We start from the raw sequence: 17,919 nt of genomic DNA on the forward strand, positions 1-17,919 counted from the left end.
GGTCCGCCGGGCCCTCTTGTCCCGACCGATCGTTCGGTTACTCTAACTCCAGTCTGCTCTCCTTCGCCCGGCTCAACGAGGAGTTGGTCCCTGATGGCCGCCGAGCTCACCGTCCCCCAGCTGTCCGCCAAGCACCGGCCCACCCTGGACCAGGCCCTGTCGGCGATCCGCAGCCGCGCCTACTGGTCCCCGCATCCCGAACATCCCAAGGCGTACGGCGAGACCGCCCCCGCCGACGGGCTCGCCGCCTTCGAGGCCCTCCGCGGCACGCGGCTGGACCTGGGCCAGCCCGGCACCGACGGCTGGACGGGCGCCGAGGTGTCCCCGTACGGCCCGGAGCTGGGTGTCGAGTACCCGCACGTGGATCCGGACGTGCTGCTTCCCGCGATGAAGGCCGGCATGGGTGCCTGGCGCGACGCGGGACCCGAGGCGCGCGCCCTGGTCTGTATCGAGATCCTGGCCCGCATCTCCGCCCGGACCCACGAGTTCGCGCACGCGGTCATGCACACCAGCGGCCAGGCGTTCATGATGGCGTTCCAGGCCGGCGGCCCGCACGCACAGGACCGCGGCCTGGAGGCCGTGGCCTACGCGTACGAGGAGCAGACCCGGGTCCCGGGCCGGGCCGACTGGTCGAAGCCGCAGGGCAAGAAGGACCCGCTGGAGCTCGGCAAGAGCTTCACCGCCGTCCCGCGCGGCATCGCCCTCATGATCGGCTGCAACACCTTCCCGACCTGGAACGGCTACCCGGGCCTCTTCGCCTCCCTCGCCACCGGCAACGCGGTGCTGGTCAAGCCGCACCCGCGGGCCGTACTGCCGCTCGCGCTGACCGTCCAGGTCGCGCGGGAGGTCCTCACGGAGGCGGGCTTCGACCCGAACCTGGTGGCGCTCGCGGTCGAGCGCCCGGGCGAGGGCATCGCCAAGACCCTCGCCGTCCGCCCCGAGATCAAGCTGATCGACTACACCGGGTCCACCGAGTTCGGTGACTGGCTGGAGACCAACGCCCGCCAGGCGCAGGTCTACACGGAGAAGGCCGGCGTCAACACCGTCGTCCTGGACTCCACCGACAACTACAAGGGCATGCTGTCCAACCTGGCGTTCTCGCTGTCCCTGTACAGCGGCCAGATGTGCACCACCCCGCAGAACCTGCTGATCCCGCGCGACGGCATCGCGACGGACGCCGGCCACAAGACCTACGACGAGGTCGTCGCCGACCTCGCCGCCTCGGTCGGCGGCCTGCTGGGCGACGACGCCCGGGCCAACGCGCTGCTCGGCGCGCTGGTCAACCCGGACGTCAAGGCCCGGCTGGAGGCCGCGGCCGCCCTGGGCGAGGTCGCGCTGGCCTCCCGGGAGGTCACGAACCCCGAGTTCCCGGACGCGGTGGTCCGCACCCCGGTGATGGTCAAGCTGGACGCGGCCAAGCCGGACCCGGAGGCTCCGTACCTCTCCGAGTGCTTCGGCCCGGTCTCCTTCGCGGTGGCCGTGGACACCACCGCCGACGCCCTCGAACTGCTGCGCCGCACGGTGCGGGAGAAGGGCGCCATGACGGTGGGCGCGTACACGACGTCGGCGGACACCGAGCGGGCGATCGAGGAGGTCTGCCTGGAGGAGTCCGCGCAGCTCTCCCTGAACCTGACCGGTGGGGTGTTCGTCAACCAGACCGCCGCGTTCTCGGACTTCCACGGCTCCGGCGGCAACCCGGCGGCCAACGCGGCGCTGTGCGACGGCGCCTTCGTCTCGAACCGCTTCCGGGTGGTGGAGGTCCGCCGCCAGGCGTAACCGCGCAGCGCAGCACCCCGGCCCGGGTGGACCGGCCTCCTCCTGCTCCTTCTGCTCCTCCTGCTTCCGCTAATCCGGCAGCTCCTGAGCGAAGATGCGGGAGGAGGCGTCCACCTGGGCCATCCTGCGCAGGGCCGCGAACATCGCGTCGCCCACCACCGTGCCCACGACCACCGCCTCGACCAGGCCCTCCCGGTCCACCCGGCGGGCCGTGTACTCCAGATCCACCCGGGCCACCTGCTCGGCCGCCTCGGCGTAGTCGTCGAGGAGTTCGGCGAAGGCGCCGTGGCCCACCCGCGCGAGTGAGGCGAGCGCGGCCTCCAGCGCGCCGACGGCCTTGTTCCCCGGCCCGACGTGCCAGCCGCGCGCCTCGATCAGCCGCGCCACCTTCTCCCGGGCCAGTACCGCCTCGGCATCGTCCTGGCCTCCGGAGTCGCCGTACTCGGGGACCAGCCGCCGGGCCGCGGTGCCGAGCAGCTTGTGCACCGGCTGTTCCTTGTCGTCGATCGCCGTGAGGACGTCGCCGATGGCCGCCACCGACAGCCCGCCGACCTCCAGCAGCGCGCGGACCAGGCGCAGCCGCCGCTCGTGCCCCTCGTCGTAGCTGGCCTGGTTGGGACTGCTCAGCTCGCCCGCCGGAAGCAGGCCTTCCCGGACGTAGTACTTGATCGTCGGTACCGGCACCCCGGTACGGCGGCTCAACTCTCCGATGCGCATGGCGTGTTCTCTCGTTTCTCCTTGCCCCGTTGCCCGCCCATCATAGATAGTGGCGCTATCAGATAGCGGCAAGCGTCACTATCCGTTCCTCAGGGGGTCCCATGTCTGCGTTACGTACCTGGCACCGTCCGCTGACCCTGTTCGCCGCGGTGATGGCGGTGTGGGCCGTCGGCTCGGCCGTGGGGCTCGCCGTCGACGACCGGATGCTGGTCGGCGCCCCGATCTGGGCCAAGCCCTTCAAGTTCGCCGTCTCGTTCGTCGGCTACGCCCTCAGCCTGGCCTGGATGCTCTCCCTCGCCGTCGCCGACCGCCCGCGCCTGCGCAGGCCCGCCCGGTGGGCCGGTACGGTCGTCGTCGCCGCGAGCGCGGTGGAGATGCTGCTCATCACGGGGCAGGTGCTCCGAGGCCGCCAGAGCCACTTCAACCAGCGGACGTCCTTCGACGCGCAGGTCTACGGCGCCATGGCCGTGACCGTCGTCGTGCTGTGGACGGCGACGCTCGTCATCGCCGTCCTGCTCTTCCGCTCCCGCACCGCCGACCGGGCCACCACCTGGTCGATCCGGATCGCCGCCGTCCTCGCCCTCGCGGGCGCCGGACTCGGCTTCCTGATGACCACCCCGACCGAGGCGCAGCTCGCGGTCGACGGCGCTCCGGTGGTGGGCGCCCACAGCGTGGGCGTGCCGGACGGCGGGCCCGCCATGGCGCTCACCGGCTGGTCGACCACCGGCGGCGATCTGCGCGTCCCGCACTTCTTCGGCATGCACGCGCTGCAGCTGCTGCCCCTGCTCGTCCTCGTACTGGCCGCCCTCGCCGGCCGCCACGCCCTGCTGCGCCGGGAACGGGTGCGGCTGGGGCTGACCCTGGTGGCGTCCGGGGTCTACGCGGCGACGTTCGCGCTGGTCACGTGGCAGGCACTGCGCGGCCAGGCGCTGATCCACCCGGACGGGACGACCCTCGGCGCGGCCGCGGTGATCCTGGCCGCGGGCGTCCTAGGCGTGGTCGCCGTGCTGCTCCTGGGCCGGGGGGCCGCCCCAGTGGAAGAGGGTCATGGCCACGCTGGTGGCGAGGTTGTAGCTGGAGACCTGGGGGCGCATCGGCAGGGAGACGAGGTGGTCGGCCCGGGCACGCAGCTCCGGTGAGATGCCGTGGCGTTCCGATCCGAAGGCGAGCAGCGCGTCGTCCGGGAGGGTGAGGGCGCGGATGTCGGTGCCCTCGGGATCGAGCGCGTAGAGCGGCCCGGGCGGCAGCTCGTCCAGTTCGAGGCGCTCGACGGTGGTGGCGTAGTGCAGCCCGGCGCCCGCCCGGACCACGTTCGGGTGCCAGGGGTCGAGGTCGCCGCGGGTCACCACGCCGGTGGCGCCGAAGCCGGCGGCGAGCCGGACGACGGCTCCGACGTTGCCGAGGTTGCGGGGGTTGTCGAGGACGACGACGGGCGCCGGCCGGGGCAGCCGCCCCAGCCCCGCGATGCCGGCCGCCCGGTCGGGCCGTACAGCGAGTGCCGCGACGCCGGTGGGGTGCACACGGGGCAGCACCTCCTTGAGATCGGCCCGCCGCGCGAGGTGCCCCACGGCGGCCTCGACATCGGGAGCCAGCTCATGGGCCAGCGCCCGTACGGCGGCAGGATCCTCGGCGATGACCATCCGCACATCGGCCCCGAACCGCAGGGCGTGCTTCAGCGCATGGAACCCGTCGAGCACGACGAGACCCCCCGCCCGCTCGGCCTCCCGCCACTCCTGCACCGTCTCGTCCATACCCCGACCCTACGGTCCGCCCGGGCTCCGCCCGGACCTCGGGAGGCGCCGCCGCGGGGCTCCGTCAGCGCGGCGCGGGCACCGGTACCGGCTCGGCGGGATCCGCCACCGGCTCCACCGCGCGCCGCCGTCGCACGGCGACCCGGGCCCCCAGCCACACCAGGAGCCCCGTCGGCAGGAACACCGCGTCCGCGGCGATCATCGCCATGGAGAAGAACGGCAGCCCCAGCAGCACCGCGATCCCCGCGTGCTCCAGCATCATCACCGCGAGCAGCACGTTCTTGATCCGCCGGTTGAACAGGGTGAACGGAAACGCCACCTGCACCACCACCGTCCCGTACGACAGCAGCATCACCAGCGTCCCGCTGCCCGCCACCAGCGCCGACAGGGCCGGCCACGGCGAGAAGTAGTCCAGCCCCAGCGGGTAGTACAGGGCCGTCCCGTCCTGCCACCGGGACCCCTGGATCTTGTACCAGCCCGCCGTCGCGTAGATCAGGCAGACCTCCACCATGATCACCAGCATGCCCGCGTTGTGCAGCAGGTTCGCCAGGACGTCCAGTGCGGCCCGCCCCTCGCCCTCCGGCTCGTAGCGCTCGGCCATCCACCACAGCCCGCCGACCACCCACAGCGCCGCGAACGCCGCCAGCCAGCCGAAGCCGAAGCGCCCGGTCGCCGCGCCGAAGGCGAACACCGCTCCCAGCACACCCCACAGCACCGGTCCGGCCGGCCCGGCCGTCGCCGAGCCGCGCGTACGGACCCGGCGCGCGTCCAGCGACCACACCTGCGCGCACCGGGTCAGCACCAGGTAGATCGCCATGAGGTGGACGACGTTGTCCCCGCCGTCGCCCATGAACACGCTGCGGTTCTGCAGCGACAGGACGCCGATCATGAAGAGCACCGAGGTCGCCCGCGTCCGCCAGCCCAGCAGCAGCCCCACGCTCGCCAGCACGGACACCGCGTAGACGATCTCGAACCACAGCCCCGAGCCGGACCACATCAGCACCGTGAAGGCATGGTTGGAGTCGATCAGCCGCTGCGCCAGCTCCCAGCTCCACGGCCCGTCCGGCCCGTACAGCTCGGCCCGGTTCGGGAACTCGCGCAGCAGGAAGAAGAGCCAGGTCGCGGCGAAGCCGATGCGCACCACGGCGCTCTGGTACGGGCCCAGCGCCTGCCCGGTGACCTGCGCGGCCACCCGGCCGGCCGCCTCGCGGGCGCGCTTCACACCGTCCACCACGGCAGCTCCCGGTAGTAGGTCTGGGTGTCGGTGGTCTCGTCGCTCCACTTCGGCGCGGGCACCGACGTGCTCGCCGAGCGCAGCTGGATCCGCAGGACGGTCCCGTCCGGGTGCCGGGGGGCGAGCCGGTTCATCGCGATCCGCCGGAGGTACTCCTCGGACAGCCGGCCGCGCTCGCCGTTCGGCTCGTTGTTCTCGTCGTGCGAGCCGGTGAAGAAGTCCCACGCGCGGCGGAGCTCGTTCTGCCGCGTATGGCTCGGCAGCAGGCTGTGCCGGATGGCCCGGGCGTCCTCGGCGCTCAGGTCGTGCCAGGTGGTGGTGGTCACGTCGCCGTCGGCGCCCCGGACCTCCGCGCGCGCCTCCACCGCGATGTTCTGCTGCAGCGGGTTGGGCGCGAAGAGCTTCCAGTTCTGTTCGAACTCGGGATAGATCCAGCCGTCGACGGTCTGCGCGTGCTGCTTGCTCAGCGTGTTGGCCGGGGCCACGTGCAGGAAGACCAGCGCGAGGTGCGTGCAGGCGCCCACCGCGATCGCCCCCAGTGCCAGGGCGGCCACGACCCGGTACGGGGTCGACAGACCGGCTATTCCGGGCGCCCGCGGGGGTGACGGAGCGGCCCCTTCGGCGGGCTCGTGCTCGTTCGAATCCATCCCCACCCGATCGTCCGGCGTCCACAGGGTTGACCTCAGAGGTTGACACCCTACGGGCCGTCGTCTCACCATTGAAGCGAATGAACCGAACGATCGGTCGGTCGGGCGGACGGCGGACTCTCACAGGGGGCCGGAATGGCGGCAGTGACCCCGGACACGGGGCCGGACACGGCCCTCGGGACAGACGGGACGGACGGGACAGGCATGACTGCTGACCTGGGCGCACAGCTCGCGGCGGCATTCGACGCGGCCGTGGCGGCCGACGAGCGCGTGGAGCCGCGCGACTGGATGCCCGACGAGTACCGCGCCTCCCTGGTGCGCCAGATGGCCCAGCACGCCCACTCCGAGATCATCGGCATGCAGCCCGAAGCCAACTGGATCACCCGCGCGCCCTCGCTGCGCCGCAAGGCGATCCTGATGGCCAAGGTGCAGGACGAGGCCGGCCACGGGCTGTACCTGTACAGCGCGGCCGAAACCCTCGGCACCAGCCGCGACGAGCTGCTCGACAAGCTCCACTCGGGCAAGCAGAAGTACTCCTCGATCTTCAACTACCCCACCCTGACCTGGGCGGACGTCGGCGCCATCGGCTGGCTCGTGGACGGCGCGGCGATCACCAACCAGGTGCCGATCTGCCGCTGCTCCTACGGGCCCTACGCGCGCGCCATGGTCCGGATCTGCAAGGAGGAGTCCTTCCACCAGCGCCAGGGGTACGAGCTGCTCCTCGCCCTCTCCCGGGGCACCGAGGCCCAGCACGCGATGGCCCAGGACGCGGTCGACCGCTGGTGGTGGCCGTCGCTGATGATGTTCGGCCCGCCGGACGACGAGTCGGCCCACTCGGCGCAGTCGATGGCCTGGCGCATCAAGCGGCACTCGAACGACGAGCTGCGCCAGCGGTTCGTGGACATCGCCGTCCCGCAGGCCGAGTCCCTCGGCCTGACCCTGCCCGACCCCGACCTCAAGTGGAACGAGGAGCGCGGGCACCACGACTTCGGCGCCATCGACTGGGCCGAGTTCTGGAACGTGCTCAAGGGCAACGGTCCCTGCAACGAGGAGCGGATCGGCCAGCGGCGCAGGGCCCACGAGGAAGGCGCCTGGGTGCGCGACGCGGCCGCGGCCTACGCGCGCAAGCAGACGGCACAGCAGGCAGCACAGCAGGCGGCGAAGCCCGCCGGACAGAACGAGGAGGCACGGGTATGACGCAGAACTGGCCCCTGTGGGAGGTGTTCGTGCGCTCGCGCCGCGGCCTCTCGCACACGCATGCGGGAAGCCTGCACGCCCCCGACGCGGAGATGGCCCTGCGCAACGCCCGCGACCTCTACACCCGGCGCGGTGAAGGCATCTCCATCTGGGTGGTGCCCTCCACCGAGATCACCGCCTCCTCGCCGGACGAGCGGGACCCGTTCTTCGCACCGTCCGCCGACAAGCCGTACCGGCACCCCACCTTCTACGACATCCCGGAGGGGGTGAGCCACCTGTGACCGGCACCGACACCGACACCACCGACACCACCCGCCTCACCGGCGCCACCGCCGCGGCGGCACTCGCGCTCGGCGACGACGCGCTGATCCTCTCCCACCGCCTCGGCGAATGGGCCGGGCACGCCCCCGTCCTGGAGGAGGAGGTCGCCCTCGCCAACATCGCGCTCGACCTGCTCGGCCAGGCCCGGATCCTGCTGTCCCTGGTCGGCGACGAGGACGAGCTGGCGTTCCTGCGCGAGGAGCGGTCCTTCCGCAATCTCCAGCTGGTCGAACAGCCGAACGGCGACTTCGCCCACACCATCGCCCGCCAGCTCTACTTCTCCTTCTACCAGCACGAGGTCTACGGGGAGCTCGCCCGCGGGGACGGCCCCTTCGCGCCGCTGGCGGCCAAGGCCGTCAAGGAGACCGCGTACCACCGCGACCACGCCGAGCAGTGGACCCTGCGGCTCGGCGACGGGACCGAGGAGAGCCGCAGCCGCATGCGGGCCGCCCTCGACGCGCTGTGGAAGTTCACCGGCGAGATGTTCCAGCCCGTGGACGGCCTCGACGGCCTGGACCCGGCCGCCCTGGAGCAGCGCTGGCTGGCCGCGCTGACCGGCGTGCTGGACCGGGCCGGCCTCGACCTGCCCCAGGGACCGCGCACCGGTGCCTGGGCGGCCGGCGCCGGACGGCAGGGCCTGCACACCGAGTCCTTCGGCCGGATGCTCGCCGAGATGCAGCACCTGCACCGCAGCCACCCGGGGGCGTCATGGTGACCACCGACGCCACAACGACCCGCCTGGAGGCGGAACTGGCCGCGCTGGCCGGCTCCGTCCCGGACCCGGAGCTGCCCGTTCTCACCCTCGGCGAGCTCGGCGTGGTGCGCGGGGTGCGGATGCACGAGGACGGCCACGCCGAGGTCACCCTCACCCCGACCTACACCGGCTGCCCGGCCATCGAGGCCATGTCCGCCGACATCGAGCGGGCGCTGACCGGCCACGGCATCCCCGAGGTGCGGGTGACCACGGTGCTCGCCCCCGCCTGGTCGACCGACGACATCAGCGCCGAGGGCCGCCGCAAGCTCGCCGAGTTCGGTATCGCCCCGCCGCGCCCGCACGCGGCCGGCGGACCGGTCCCGCTGACCCTGTCGGTCCGTTGCCCGAACTGCGGCTCGACCGACACCGAACTGCTCAGCCGCTTCTCCTCCACCGCATGCAAGGCGCTGCGCCGCTGCACCGCCTGCCGCGAACCGTTCGACCACTTCAAGGAGCTGTAGATGGCCGCCCCCCGCCACGGCGCGTTCCACCAGCTGACGGTGGCGGCAGTCGACCGGCTCACCGACGACTCGGTGGCACTGACCCTGCGCGTTCCCGAGGAACTGCGTGAGGAGTACCGGCACGCGCCGGGCCAGCACCTGACGCTGCGCCGTACCGCCCCCGAGGGCGGTGCGGAGGTCCGCCGCACCTACTCGATCTGCTCCCCGGCACCGTCCGCGGACGGCCCGGGCCCGGCATGGCTGCGGGTCGGGGTGCGGCTGGTGGAGGGCGGCGAGTTCTCCACCTTCGCGCACAAGGAGATCGCCGCGGGGGACGTGCTGGACGTCATGGTTCCGGCCGGCCGCTTCGTACTGGACACCGCCGCCGCCCCGGCCTCGGGGCACTACGCGGCGATCGTCGGCGGCAGCGGCATCACGCCGGTGCTGTCGATCGCCGCGAGCCTGCTGGCCGCCCGGCCCGACGCCCGTTTCTGTCTGGTGCGCAGCGACCGTACGGCGGCCTCGACGATGTTCCTGGAGGAGGTCGCCGACCTCAAGGACCGGTATCCGGCCCGCTTCCAGCTGGTGACGGTCCTGTCCCGGGAGGAGCAGGAGTCCGGGCTGCCCTCCGGCCGGCTGGACGAGGAGCGGCTGGCGGCCCTGCTGCCCGCGCTGCTGCCGGTGACCGAGGTGACGGGCTGGTTCCTGTGCGGCCCCTACGGCCTGGTGCAGGGCGCGGAGCGGACCCTGGGCGCGCTCGGCGTCGCCCGGACCCGGGTGCACGAGGAGATCTTCCACGTCGAGGACACCGCCCCGGCGGTCCGCGCCGTCGCCGGGTCGGCGCCCGCGCACGGGCGGGTCACCGCGCGGCTCGACGGCCGTTCGGGCACCTGGCCGGTCCAGGACGGCGAGTCCCTGCTGGACGCCGTGCTGCGCAACCGCGCGGACGCCCCGTACGCCTGCAAGGGCGGGGTCTGCGGCACCTGCCGGGCGTTCGTGGTCTCGGGCGAGGTCCGGATGGAGCGGAACTTCGCGCTGGAGGCCGAGGAGACGGAGGCCGGGTTCGTCCTGGCCTGCCAGTCGCACCCGGTCACGGAGGAAGTGGAGATCGACTTCGACCGCTGAGCGGGACGACGTCGCTGCGGTCGGGCCCCTGTCCCACGACAGGGGCCCGACCCTTTTTGAAGGCCTGTCCATTTTCGAGGCCTGTCCATTTTCAAGAACCTGTTCTATCTTGACGCACCGTCAGACGCGAGACCGTCAGACCCGAACGTGCGGGAGGACAGGCAGTGGACTTCACCTTCACCGAGGAGCAGCAGGCCGCCGTCGAAGCGGCCCGGGCCGTCTTCGCGGACGTCGCGGCCGACGGCGTGCCCAGCCCCGCGCTGACCCCGGGGGCCGTCGCCGACGACTTCGACCGCCCGCTGTGGGCCAGGCTCGCCGGGTCGGACCTGCTGAGCCTGGTCCTCGCCGAGGAGCACGGGGGAGCGGGCCTGGACGCCGTCGCCCTGTGCCTGGTACTCCGCGAGGCCGCCAGGGTGCTGGCCCGGGTCCCGCTCCTGGAACACTGCGCCACCGCCATGGCCGTACAGGCTCACGGCAGTCCCGAACTGGCGGCCGCCCTGCTGCCCGGCGCCGGGCGCGGCACGCTCGTGCTCACCGCCGCCGCCCACGGGCGCTCCGGCCACGACCCGGCCGAACTGGCCGTCGTCGCCCGCCGCGACGGCGACGCGTGGATCCTGGAGGGCACACAGACCGCCGTCCCCTGGGCGCACGGCGCGGACTGGATCGCCGTACCCGCCCACACGGGCGAGGGAGATGCCGTCCTCGCGCTCGTGCCGCGCACCGCCGAGGGACTCGCCCTCGCCGAACAGGTCTCCACCAGCGGGGAACGGCTCGCCGAACTCGCCCTCGACGGCGTACGGGTGGCCGGGACCCACCTCATCGAGACCCCGGGAGCCTGGGAGCGGCTCCGCCAGCTCCTCGCCACCGGTACCTGCGCACTGGCGCTCGGACTCGGCGAGAACGTCCTCACCATGACCAGCCAGTACACCGCCAAGCGCGAGCAGTTCGGCTTCCCGGTGGCCACGTTCCAGGCCGTCGCCGTCCAGGCCGCCGACCGGTACATCGACCTGCGCGCCATGGAGGTCACCCTGTGGCAGGCCGCCTGGCGACTCGACGCCGCGACCGGTGGCGCCGGCGGCCCCCTGCCGAGCTCGGGTGACGTCGCGGTCGCCAAGATCTGGGCCTCGGAGGGCGTACGCCGGGTCGTGCAGACCGCACAGCACCTGCACGGCGGCTTCGGCGCCGACACCGACTACCCGCTGCACCGCTACCACGCCTGGGCCAAGCAGCTGGAGCTCCAGCTGGGCCCGGCCGCCGCCCACGAGGAGGCCCTGGGCGACCTGCTGGCCGCCCACCCCCTCGCCTGAGCCGCGAACGGCCGGATCCGAAAGAGACGGCCTAGTGACCTGAGTCAGAGATTCGTCGTTGGTTGGGTGTGAGTCGTCCTGGACCGAAGATCCCGCCGTTGTCCGTGACCGATGCCCAGCGGGCTGTGCTCGAGGGGTGGGTGCGCCGTCGTTCGACGGCTCAGGCCCTGGCGTTGCGGTCACGGATCGTGCTCGAGTCCGCGGAGGGACATTCGATCGCGGAGGTGTCGCGCCGTCTGGGGATCGCTCCCGAGACGGTGCGGACCTGGCGGCGCCGGTTCCTCGACCGCGGCCTGGAAGGCATGCATGACGAGCCACGGCCCGGTGTGCCACGGAAGATCACCGATGCGGATGTCGAGCGGGTCATCGTCAAGACCCTCGAGGAGACGCCGAAGAGTGCCACCCACTGGTCGACCCGGTCGATGGCCGCGGCGACCGGGATGTCGCAGTCGGCGGTCTCGAGGATCTGGCGGGCGTTCGCCCTGGCCCCGCACCGGTCCCAGACGTTCAAGCTGTCGACGGATCCGCTGTTCATCGACAAGGTCCGTGACGTCGTCGGCCTCTACCTCGACCCGCCGGAGAAGGCCCTGGTCCTCTGCGTGGACGAGAAGTCGCAGATCCAGGCCCTGGACCGGTCACAACCCGTCCTGCCGATGATGCCCGGCGTTCCGGAGCGACGCAGCCACGACTACATCCCGGCCGGCACCACCACCCTCTTCGCGGCCCTGGAGGTCGCGACCGGCAGGGTGATCGGATCGCTCCACCGACGCCACCGGGCCGCCGAGTTCAAGAAGTTCCTGGCCAAGGTCGACAAAGAGGTCCCAGCCGGCCTCCAGGTCCACCTCATCCTCGACAACTATGCGACCCACAAGACACCCGACATCAAGAAGTGGCTGCTGGCCCACCCGCGGTTCCACCTGCACTTCACACCGACGAGTTCGTCGTGGCTGAACCTGGTGGAGCGGTGGTTCGCCGAGCTCACGCAGAAGAAGCTCAAGCGTGGCGTCCACCGCTCGGTCCAGGCACTCGAACGCGATATCCGGGGCTGGCTCGCCGACTGGAACGACCACCCACGGCCCTTCGTCTGGACCAAGACCGCCGACGAGATCCTCGACAGAGTCGCCGCCTACTGCCACCGAATCTCTGACTCAGGTCACTAGAGGACGAAGGCCGGGTTTCCGTTGTCCGTCACCATCGGGCGCCCGGCACCGTCCCAGGCCTGCATCCCGCCGTCGACGTTCACGGCGTCGATCTCCTGGCGCACCAGGTACTGGGTGACCTGCGCGGAACGCCCGCCGACCCGGCACATCACGTACACCCGGCGGCCGTCGTCCACGGCTTCGGTCAGCTCACCGAAGCGGGCCACGAAGTCGCTCATCGGGATGTGCAGGGCACCCTCGACGTGGCCGGCCGCCCATTCGTCGTCCTCACGGACGTCGAGGACAAGGCCTTCGGAGGGCACCGCGGCGGCGTCCACCGAGGGAAGCGGTCCGAAGTTCATAGCTGTCGCCTTCTCTCTTCACGGATCTGCTGACAACCTATCCGACCACCCGGTACGGGCAGACCGGGCTCACTCGGCGGCGAGCGCCTCGGCCAGCTCCGCCTCGCGCTCGGAAACCTGCGCGAGCAGCTGCTCCGCGATCTCCTCCAGCAGCCGGTCGGGGTCCTCGGGCGCCATCCGCAGCATCGACCCGATCGCGCTCTCCTCCAGCTCCTTGGCGACGAGCGAGAGCAGCTCCTTGCGGCGTGCCAGCCACTCCAGCCGCGCGTACAGCTCCTCGCTCTCGCCCGGCGCCGTGGCCTCGGGCGCCGGTCCGGCCGCCCACTCCTCGGCCAGCTCGCGCAGCAGCCGCTCGTCGCCCCGTCCGTAGGCCGCGTTGACCCGCGCGATGAACGCGTCGCGCCGCTCGCGCTCGGTCTCCTCCTGGGCGAGGTCGGGGTGGGCCTGACGGACCAGCTCGCGGTAGAGGCGGCGCACCTCCTCCGAGGGCCGCACCCGCTCCGGCGGCCGCACGGGCCGGTCGGTCAGCATCGCGGAGGCGTCGTCGGAGATTCCGTCCGAGCCCAGCCAGTCGTGGAACAGCTCGTCCACCCCGGGCATCGGCATGACCAGCGCGCGCGCTTCCTTCGCCCGCCGCAGGTCGTCGGGATCGCCGCTGCGGGACGCCTTCGCCTCGGCGATCAGCGCGTCCAGCTCGTCGAGCCTCGTGTACATGGGGCCGAGCTTCTGGTGGTGCAGGCGGGAGAAGTTCTCCACCTCGACCCGGAAGGTCTCCACCGCGATCTCGAACTCGATCAGCGCCTGCTCGGCGGCTCGTACGGCCCGCTCCAGGCGCGCCTCGGGGCGCTCCTCGGTGCGCTCCTCGGTGCGCTCCTCGCCGGTGACGGAGGAGTCACCGGAATCACCGGGGACTGTCTGCTCAGGCTGCTCGGTCTGCTCGCTCACCCGGCCAGCCTACGGCCCGTCCGCGCGGGCGATGTTTCACGTGAAACACCGCCCACCGCGACACGACCCGCAGCAGCTCCGGCACGGCCGGCAGGACCCCGGCCAGAGCGTGGTCAGAGCCCGGTCAGCGGGTGGCAAGACCCTGGTCAGAGCCCGGTCCGACAGGGGCTGACCCTCGTCGGACTCCCGTCAGACCCCCATCTCCGCCGCGATCCGGCCGGTCCGCACGGCCGCCACCAGGTCGGCGTGATCGGCCTCGGTGCGGTCGGCGTAGGCCACGGCGAAGGTCGCCATCGCCACGTCCAGCTCGTCGTTCTTGCCGCAGTACCCGGCCAGCAGCCGCGGATCGACGCTGTGCGCGTGCGCCCGGGCCAGCAGGGCGCCGGTCATCCGCCCGTAGTCGTCGATCTGGTCCACGGCCAGCGCCGCCGGATCCACACTGCCCTTGCGGTTGCGGAACTGCCGCACCTGGAAGGGGCGGCCCTCCACCGTGGTCCAGCCGAGCATGATGTCCGAGACCACCTGCATCCGCTTCTGCCCGGCCACCACCCGGCGGCCCTCGTGCTCCTCGGGCTCGGACACGAAGCCCAGCCCGGGCAGGTGCGGCAGCAGCACCGACGGACGGGCCTCCTTGACCTGGAGCACCAGCGGTTCGCCCCGGTGGTCCAGCAGCAGGACCACGTACGAGCGGGTGCCGACGCTGCCGGTGCCCACCACGCGGAAGGCCACGTCCTGGATCGCGTACCGGGCCAGCAGCGGCAGCCGGTCGCCCTGGAGCGTCTGGAGGTAGGAGCCCAGCGAGGCCGCCACAGCCGCGGCCTCGCCGTCCCCGACCCGGCGCAGCACGGGCAGTGCATCGACGAAGCGGCGGCCGCCGTCGGGCCCTATCCGCGTCGACTTGGCGGCGAACCGGGCGGAGGTGTTGTTGCGGGCCTTCTCGGAGACCCGCTCCAGCGTGCCCAGCAGATCACGGGCGTCGGTGTGCGAGACCAGCTCCTCGTCGGCGATGGCGTTCCACGCGTCGAGAGCGGGCAGCTTCGCCAGGAGCCGCATGGTGCGCCGGTAGGCGCCCACCGAGTCCAGGGCGGCCGCCCGGCAGGTGTCCTCGTCCGCGCCCGCCACCCGGCCGGCCAGCACCAGCGAGGCCGCCAGCCGCTTCACGTCCCATTCCCACGGGCCGAACACGGTCTCGTCGAAGTCGTTGAGGTCGATGACGAGCCGCCCGCGCGCGTCCCCGTACAGACCGAAGTTCGCCGCGTGCGCGTCGCCGCAGATCTGCGCGCCGACCCCGGTCACCGGACCACCGGACAGGTCGTGGGCCATCAGCCCGGCCGCCCCGCGCAGGAAGGCGAAGGGGTTCGCGGCCATCCGGCCCACCCGTATCGGAGTCAGCTCGGGGACCCGCCCGGCGTTGGACTCCTCCACGGCGCGCACGGCGTCCGGCCGGTCGGCCGGCGCCGTGAAGGCGGCGTGCGCCGCCCTCGGCAGACGGGCGCGCAGCGCCCTGCCCGCCTCCTTCGGAGAGTCGGCCGCCACCCTCGGCGCGAACCCCGCCACGTCCGGAATCCGCTGACCCGCTATCGCCGCCATCGACGCCGCCCCCACCCGTTCACCTCATTGATCGCTGTCCGAACGCGCTGACCGTATCTACAGCCCGGCGTCCCTGGCCAGCAGCGCCGCCTGCACCCGGTTCTCGCAGTCCAGCTTCGCCAGGATCCGGCTCACGTACGTCTTCACGGTCGCCTCGCTCATGTGCAGCCGCCGGCCCGCGTCCGCGTTGGACAGCCCCTCGCCCAGCAGCGCCAGCACACCGCGCTCCCGCTCGCTCAGCTCCGCCACCTGACGCCGGGCCACCTCACCGCGCACGGCGGCCTTCCCGGAAGCGAGCTGGTCCACCACGTGCCGGGTCGCCCCCGGCGAGAGGTACGCGTCCCCGGCCGCGGCCGCCCGGACCGCACCGATGAGCTCGCCGGGCGCCGAGTCCTTCAGCAGGAATCCCGCGCCGCCCTCGCCCAGTGCCCGCAGCACGTTCTCCTTCTCCCCGAAGGTGGTCAGGATCAGCGCACGCACCTCCGCCGCGGCCCGCCGCAGTTCGCCCAGCGCGGTCAGCCCGTCCATCACCGGCATCTGGATGTCGAGCAGCACCACGTCGGGCGCGTGCGAGCGGGCCAGCTCCACCGCCTCCCTGCCGTTGGCCGCCTCCGCGACGACCTCGATGTCCGGCGCCGAGGTCAGGATCATCCTGATCCCGGCCCGGATCAGTGGCTCGTCATCGGCGATCACCACTCTGATCACTTCGGCTGTCACCCCGCGCTCCTACTGCTTGACCTCGTACTCCTGCTTTTCCACGAGCTTGCCGTCCTGGAAGCAGAACCGGAAGATCCGGTCCGTCCCCAGGGCGCTCGGCTGATTCTCGGCCAGCAGGGCCAGACAGTCCGAGCCCGGCGGCCTCGGCGGCCCCTTGCGGGCGGCGCCGGCGGTCATGAAGTTCTCCCCGGTCGGCAGCCGGTCGCGGACGGACTGCTCCGACTCGCCCACGTGCACGGCGTCGAACTCGTCCCGGTCGATCATCGCGTCACTCGCCGAGTCGAGCAGCAGCACCACTCCGGCACCGAAAACGATCACCAGCAGCACCACCGCCGCGAACGCGATCCCGCAGCCCACCGCGACGCCACCGGAGCGACTGGGCATACGCACGGCCAGCTCCCGGTCCACCGCCGCCCAGTCCATCGGCTGCTCGCCGCCGCGCCCCGGCAGCGGGCCGCGCGCATAGGCCTGCGCCTGCTGCCCGAAGTCGTCGGCCACGTCCACCACGCCGGCCGGCTCCGCCCCGTACGGCAGGACCCCGGCCACCCGGAACCCGCCGCCCTCGGCGGGGCCCGCGTGCACCATCCCGCCGACCAGCCGGGCCCGCTCGCGCAGCCCCGTCAGGCCCTGCCCGCCCGAGACCACCTCGTCGGCCGCCGGGCCGGGCGACGCCCCGTTGGCGATCTCCACCACCAGCGAGTCGTCCTCGAACCGCAGCTCCACCGAGATCGACGCCCCCGGAGCGTGCTTGTACGCGTTCGTCAGGGCCTCCTGCACGATCCGGTACGCGGCGTGGTCGCACGCCGCGACCAGCGGCCTCGGCCGACCCGACGTGGTCAGCCGTACGTCGGTGCCCGAGCCCCGCGCCGCCTCCACGACCCCCGCGATGCCGGCCACCCCGCGCGCCGCGGGCTGTGCCTCCTCCACGGGCGCGGGCGCCTCGACCCCGTCGCGCAGGATGCCGACGACTTCGCGCAGCTCGTGCATCGCGGCCACCGAGGCCTGCCGCAGCACCCCCACCGCCTCGCGCTGGCGGTCCGTGAGCTGCGGGTCCACCTCCAGTGCCCCGGTGTGCACGGAGATCAGAGCCAGCTGGTGCCCCAGGCTGTCGTGCATGTCCTGGGCGATGCGCTGGCGCTCGCGCAGCCTCGCCTGCCCGGCGACCATGGCCCGCTCGCGCAGCAATTGACCGTTGCGCTCCTGGAGTGCACGCAGCAGGGTGCGGCGCTGCGACCAGTACCGGCTGGCCAGACCCGGCATCACGGTCGTCGCCAGGAACATCAGCGTGGAGAACACGATCACCAGCAGTGGTCGCATCTGCGACCACTGGTCCACCACGCTGCAGCCGATCGCCGCCACGAAGGCCAGCGTGAAGGCGGCCAGCGCCCGACCCACCCCGACGATCCGCCGCCCGGCCGACCAGCCCAGGAGGGGCAGGACGAAGAAAGCCCCGGGCAGGAAGGTGACCACGCCCGAGGCGAACACGAGCGCGCTCCCGGGCAGCCTGCGGCGCATCAGCGTCAGCAGCACCGCGGCCACGGCTCCGAGCAGCATGCGCCGCCCGGAGGCGTTGCTGACCTCCTCGACGCCCAGGCCGAGTATGGCCAGTACGCCGCCGAGCGCCAGGTCCCCCGCCAGCATCCGGCGGGTCCACGGCTCCGGGCCCTTCAGCCAGTCCCAGCCGGCACGCGTCTTCGCCTTCGCATCCACCTGCCCGACCCTAGACACCCGCACCGCGCCCCGGCCGTCCTCTTTCGTCGCGCCCCCCGCGACGAAAGTCGACCGCAGACGTGTCCTGGATCACTCCTGGCCGGAAAGCACCGGAAAAGAAGGGGGGAGATCCGGGGAGTGGGGAGAAACACGAAACGGCCGCCACCGCTTTCGCGATGACGACCGT

The 17,919-nt window shown here is 72.5% G+C and carries 17 protein-coding genes and 1 pseudogene; 9 read left to right on the forward strand and 9 right to left on the reverse strand.

Features of this window, described 5'->3' with window-relative positions; translation table 11 throughout:
• Nucleotides 1-93: 93 nt before the first annotated feature.
• Nucleotides 94-1,776: a phenylacetic acid degradation protein PaaN gene (paaN, locus tag OG373_RS20000; RefSeq protein ID WP_397732700.1), complete on the forward strand. Its 1,683-nt coding sequence runs from the start codon at nt 94-96 to the stop codon at nt 1,774-1,776.
• A gap of 69 nt (nt 1,777-1,845) precedes the next feature.
• Here the strand turns inward: paaN and OG373_RS20005 are convergent, their stop codons facing one another.
• Nucleotides 1,846-2,493: a MerR family transcriptional regulator gene (locus tag OG373_RS20005; protein ID WP_405439477.1), complete on the reverse strand. Its 648-nt coding sequence runs from the start codon at nt 2,491-2,493 to the stop codon at nt 1,846-1,848.
• Between the two features lie 101 nt (nt 2,494-2,594).
• Between OG373_RS20005 and OG373_RS20010 the strand changes: the two are divergent.
• Nucleotides 2,595-3,530, forward strand: a pseudogene (locus tag OG373_RS20010) (hypothetical protein); the annotation flags it as partial.
• On the opposite strand, the gene OG373_RS20015 reads toward OG373_RS20010, so the two are convergent.
• From OG373_RS20015 to OG373_RS20025, 3 genes are all read right to left on the reverse strand, one after another.
• Nucleotides 3,483-4,244: a TrmH family RNA methyltransferase gene (locus OG373_RS20015; RefSeq protein ID WP_397732702.1), complete on the reverse strand. Its 762-nt coding sequence runs from the start codon at nt 4,242-4,244 to the stop codon at nt 3,483-3,485. The pseudogene OG373_RS20010 and the gene OG373_RS20015 overlap by 48 nt on opposite strands.
• Before the next feature lie 64 nt (nt 4,245-4,308).
• Nucleotides 4,309-5,478, reverse strand: a complete 1,170-nt coding sequence (locus OG373_RS20020; protein ID WP_405439478.1) for an HTTM domain-containing protein — start codon at nt 5,476-5,478, stop codon at nt 4,309-4,311.
• Nucleotides 5,463-6,125, reverse strand: a complete 663-nt coding sequence (locus OG373_RS20025; protein ID WP_405439479.1) for a DUF5819 family protein — start codon at nt 6,123-6,125, stop codon at nt 5,463-5,465. Before OG373_RS20025 ends, OG373_RS20020 begins: the two co-directional genes overlap by 16 nt.
• Before the next feature lie 135 nt (nt 6,126-6,260).
• Here OG373_RS20025 and paaA point away from each other — a divergent pair, with 135 nt between their 5' ends.
• The 7 genes from paaA (at nt 6,261) to OG373_RS20060 (ending at nt 12,429) form a co-directional block, all read left to right on the forward strand.
• On the forward strand, nt 6,261-7,322 hold the full coding sequence (gene paaA, locus OG373_RS20030) for a 1,2-phenylacetyl-CoA epoxidase subunit PaaA (protein ID WP_405439480.1): 1,062 nt from the start codon (nt 6,261-6,263) through the stop codon (nt 7,320-7,322).
• Nucleotides 7,319-7,603, forward strand: a complete 285-nt coding sequence (gene paaB / locus OG373_RS20035) for a 1,2-phenylacetyl-CoA epoxidase subunit PaaB (protein WP_030009045.1) — start codon at nt 7,319-7,321, stop codon at nt 7,601-7,603. Before paaA ends, paaB begins: the two co-directional genes overlap by 4 nt.
• A complete protein-coding gene (gene paaC, locus OG373_RS20040; RefSeq protein WP_405439481.1) occupies nt 7,600-8,358 on the forward strand; it encodes a 1,2-phenylacetyl-CoA epoxidase subunit PaaC in 759 nt (252 codons plus the stop codon). The genes paaB and paaC overlap by 4 nt, the downstream gene beginning before the upstream one ends.
• The gene (gene paaD / locus OG373_RS20045) at nt 8,352-8,858 is read left to right on the forward strand and encodes a 1,2-phenylacetyl-CoA epoxidase subunit PaaD (protein WP_397732707.1); all 507 of its coding nucleotides are present in this window, start codon (nt 8,352-8,354) and stop codon (nt 8,856-8,858) included. The genes paaC and paaD overlap by 7 nt, the downstream gene beginning before the upstream one ends.
• Nucleotides 8,859-9,962: a 2Fe-2S iron-sulfur cluster-binding protein gene (locus tag OG373_RS20050; RefSeq protein ID WP_405439482.1), complete on the forward strand. Its 1,104-nt coding sequence runs from the start codon at nt 8,859-8,861 to the stop codon at nt 9,960-9,962.
• 164 nt (nt 9,963-10,126) lie between these two features.
• On the forward strand, nt 10,127-11,269 hold the full coding sequence (locus OG373_RS20055) for an acyl-CoA dehydrogenase family protein (protein ID WP_405439483.1): 1,143 nt from the start codon (nt 10,127-10,129) through the stop codon (nt 11,267-11,269).
• A gap of 62 nt (nt 11,270-11,331) precedes the next feature.
• On the forward strand, nt 11,332-12,429 hold the full coding sequence (locus OG373_RS20060) for an IS630 family transposase (RefSeq protein ID WP_405439484.1): 1,098 nt from the start codon (nt 11,332-11,334) through the stop codon (nt 12,427-12,429).
• Here the strand turns inward: OG373_RS20060 and OG373_RS20065 are convergent.
• From OG373_RS20065 to OG373_RS20085, 5 genes are all read right to left on the reverse strand, one after another.
• Complete coding sequence (locus OG373_RS20065; protein WP_397732710.1) at nt 12,426-12,770, reverse strand: rhodanese-like domain-containing protein; 345 nt, start codon at nt 12,768-12,770, stop codon at nt 12,426-12,428. The two genes, OG373_RS20060 and OG373_RS20065, sit on opposite strands and share 4 nt — an antisense overlap.
• A gap of 69 nt (nt 12,771-12,839) precedes the next feature.
• On the reverse strand, nt 12,840-13,601 hold the full coding sequence (locus OG373_RS20070; protein WP_229920633.1) for a hypothetical protein: 762 nt from the start codon (nt 13,599-13,601) through the stop codon (nt 12,840-12,842).
• 303 nt (nt 13,602-13,904) lie between these two features.
• Nucleotides 13,905-15,305, reverse strand: a complete 1,401-nt coding sequence (locus OG373_RS20075) for a DUF2252 domain-containing protein (protein WP_405444128.1) — start codon at nt 15,303-15,305, stop codon at nt 13,905-13,907.
• 57 nt (nt 15,306-15,362) lie between these two features.
• A complete protein-coding gene (locus OG373_RS20080; RefSeq protein WP_397732712.1) occupies nt 15,363-16,022 on the reverse strand; it encodes a response regulator in 660 nt (219 codons plus the stop codon).
• Between the two features lie 9 nt (nt 16,023-16,031).
• Entirely contained in the window at nt 16,032-17,732 is a 1,701-nt protein-coding gene (locus OG373_RS20085; protein ID WP_405439485.1) for a sensor histidine kinase, read from the reverse strand.
• Between the last annotated feature and the right edge of the window lie 187 nt (nt 17,733-17,919).

The organism is Streptomyces avidinii (genome assembly GCF_045161815.1).
In the GTDB taxonomy this organism is placed as follows: Bacteria; Actinomycetota; Actinomycetes; order Streptomycetales; family Streptomycetaceae; genus Streptomyces; species Streptomyces avidinii.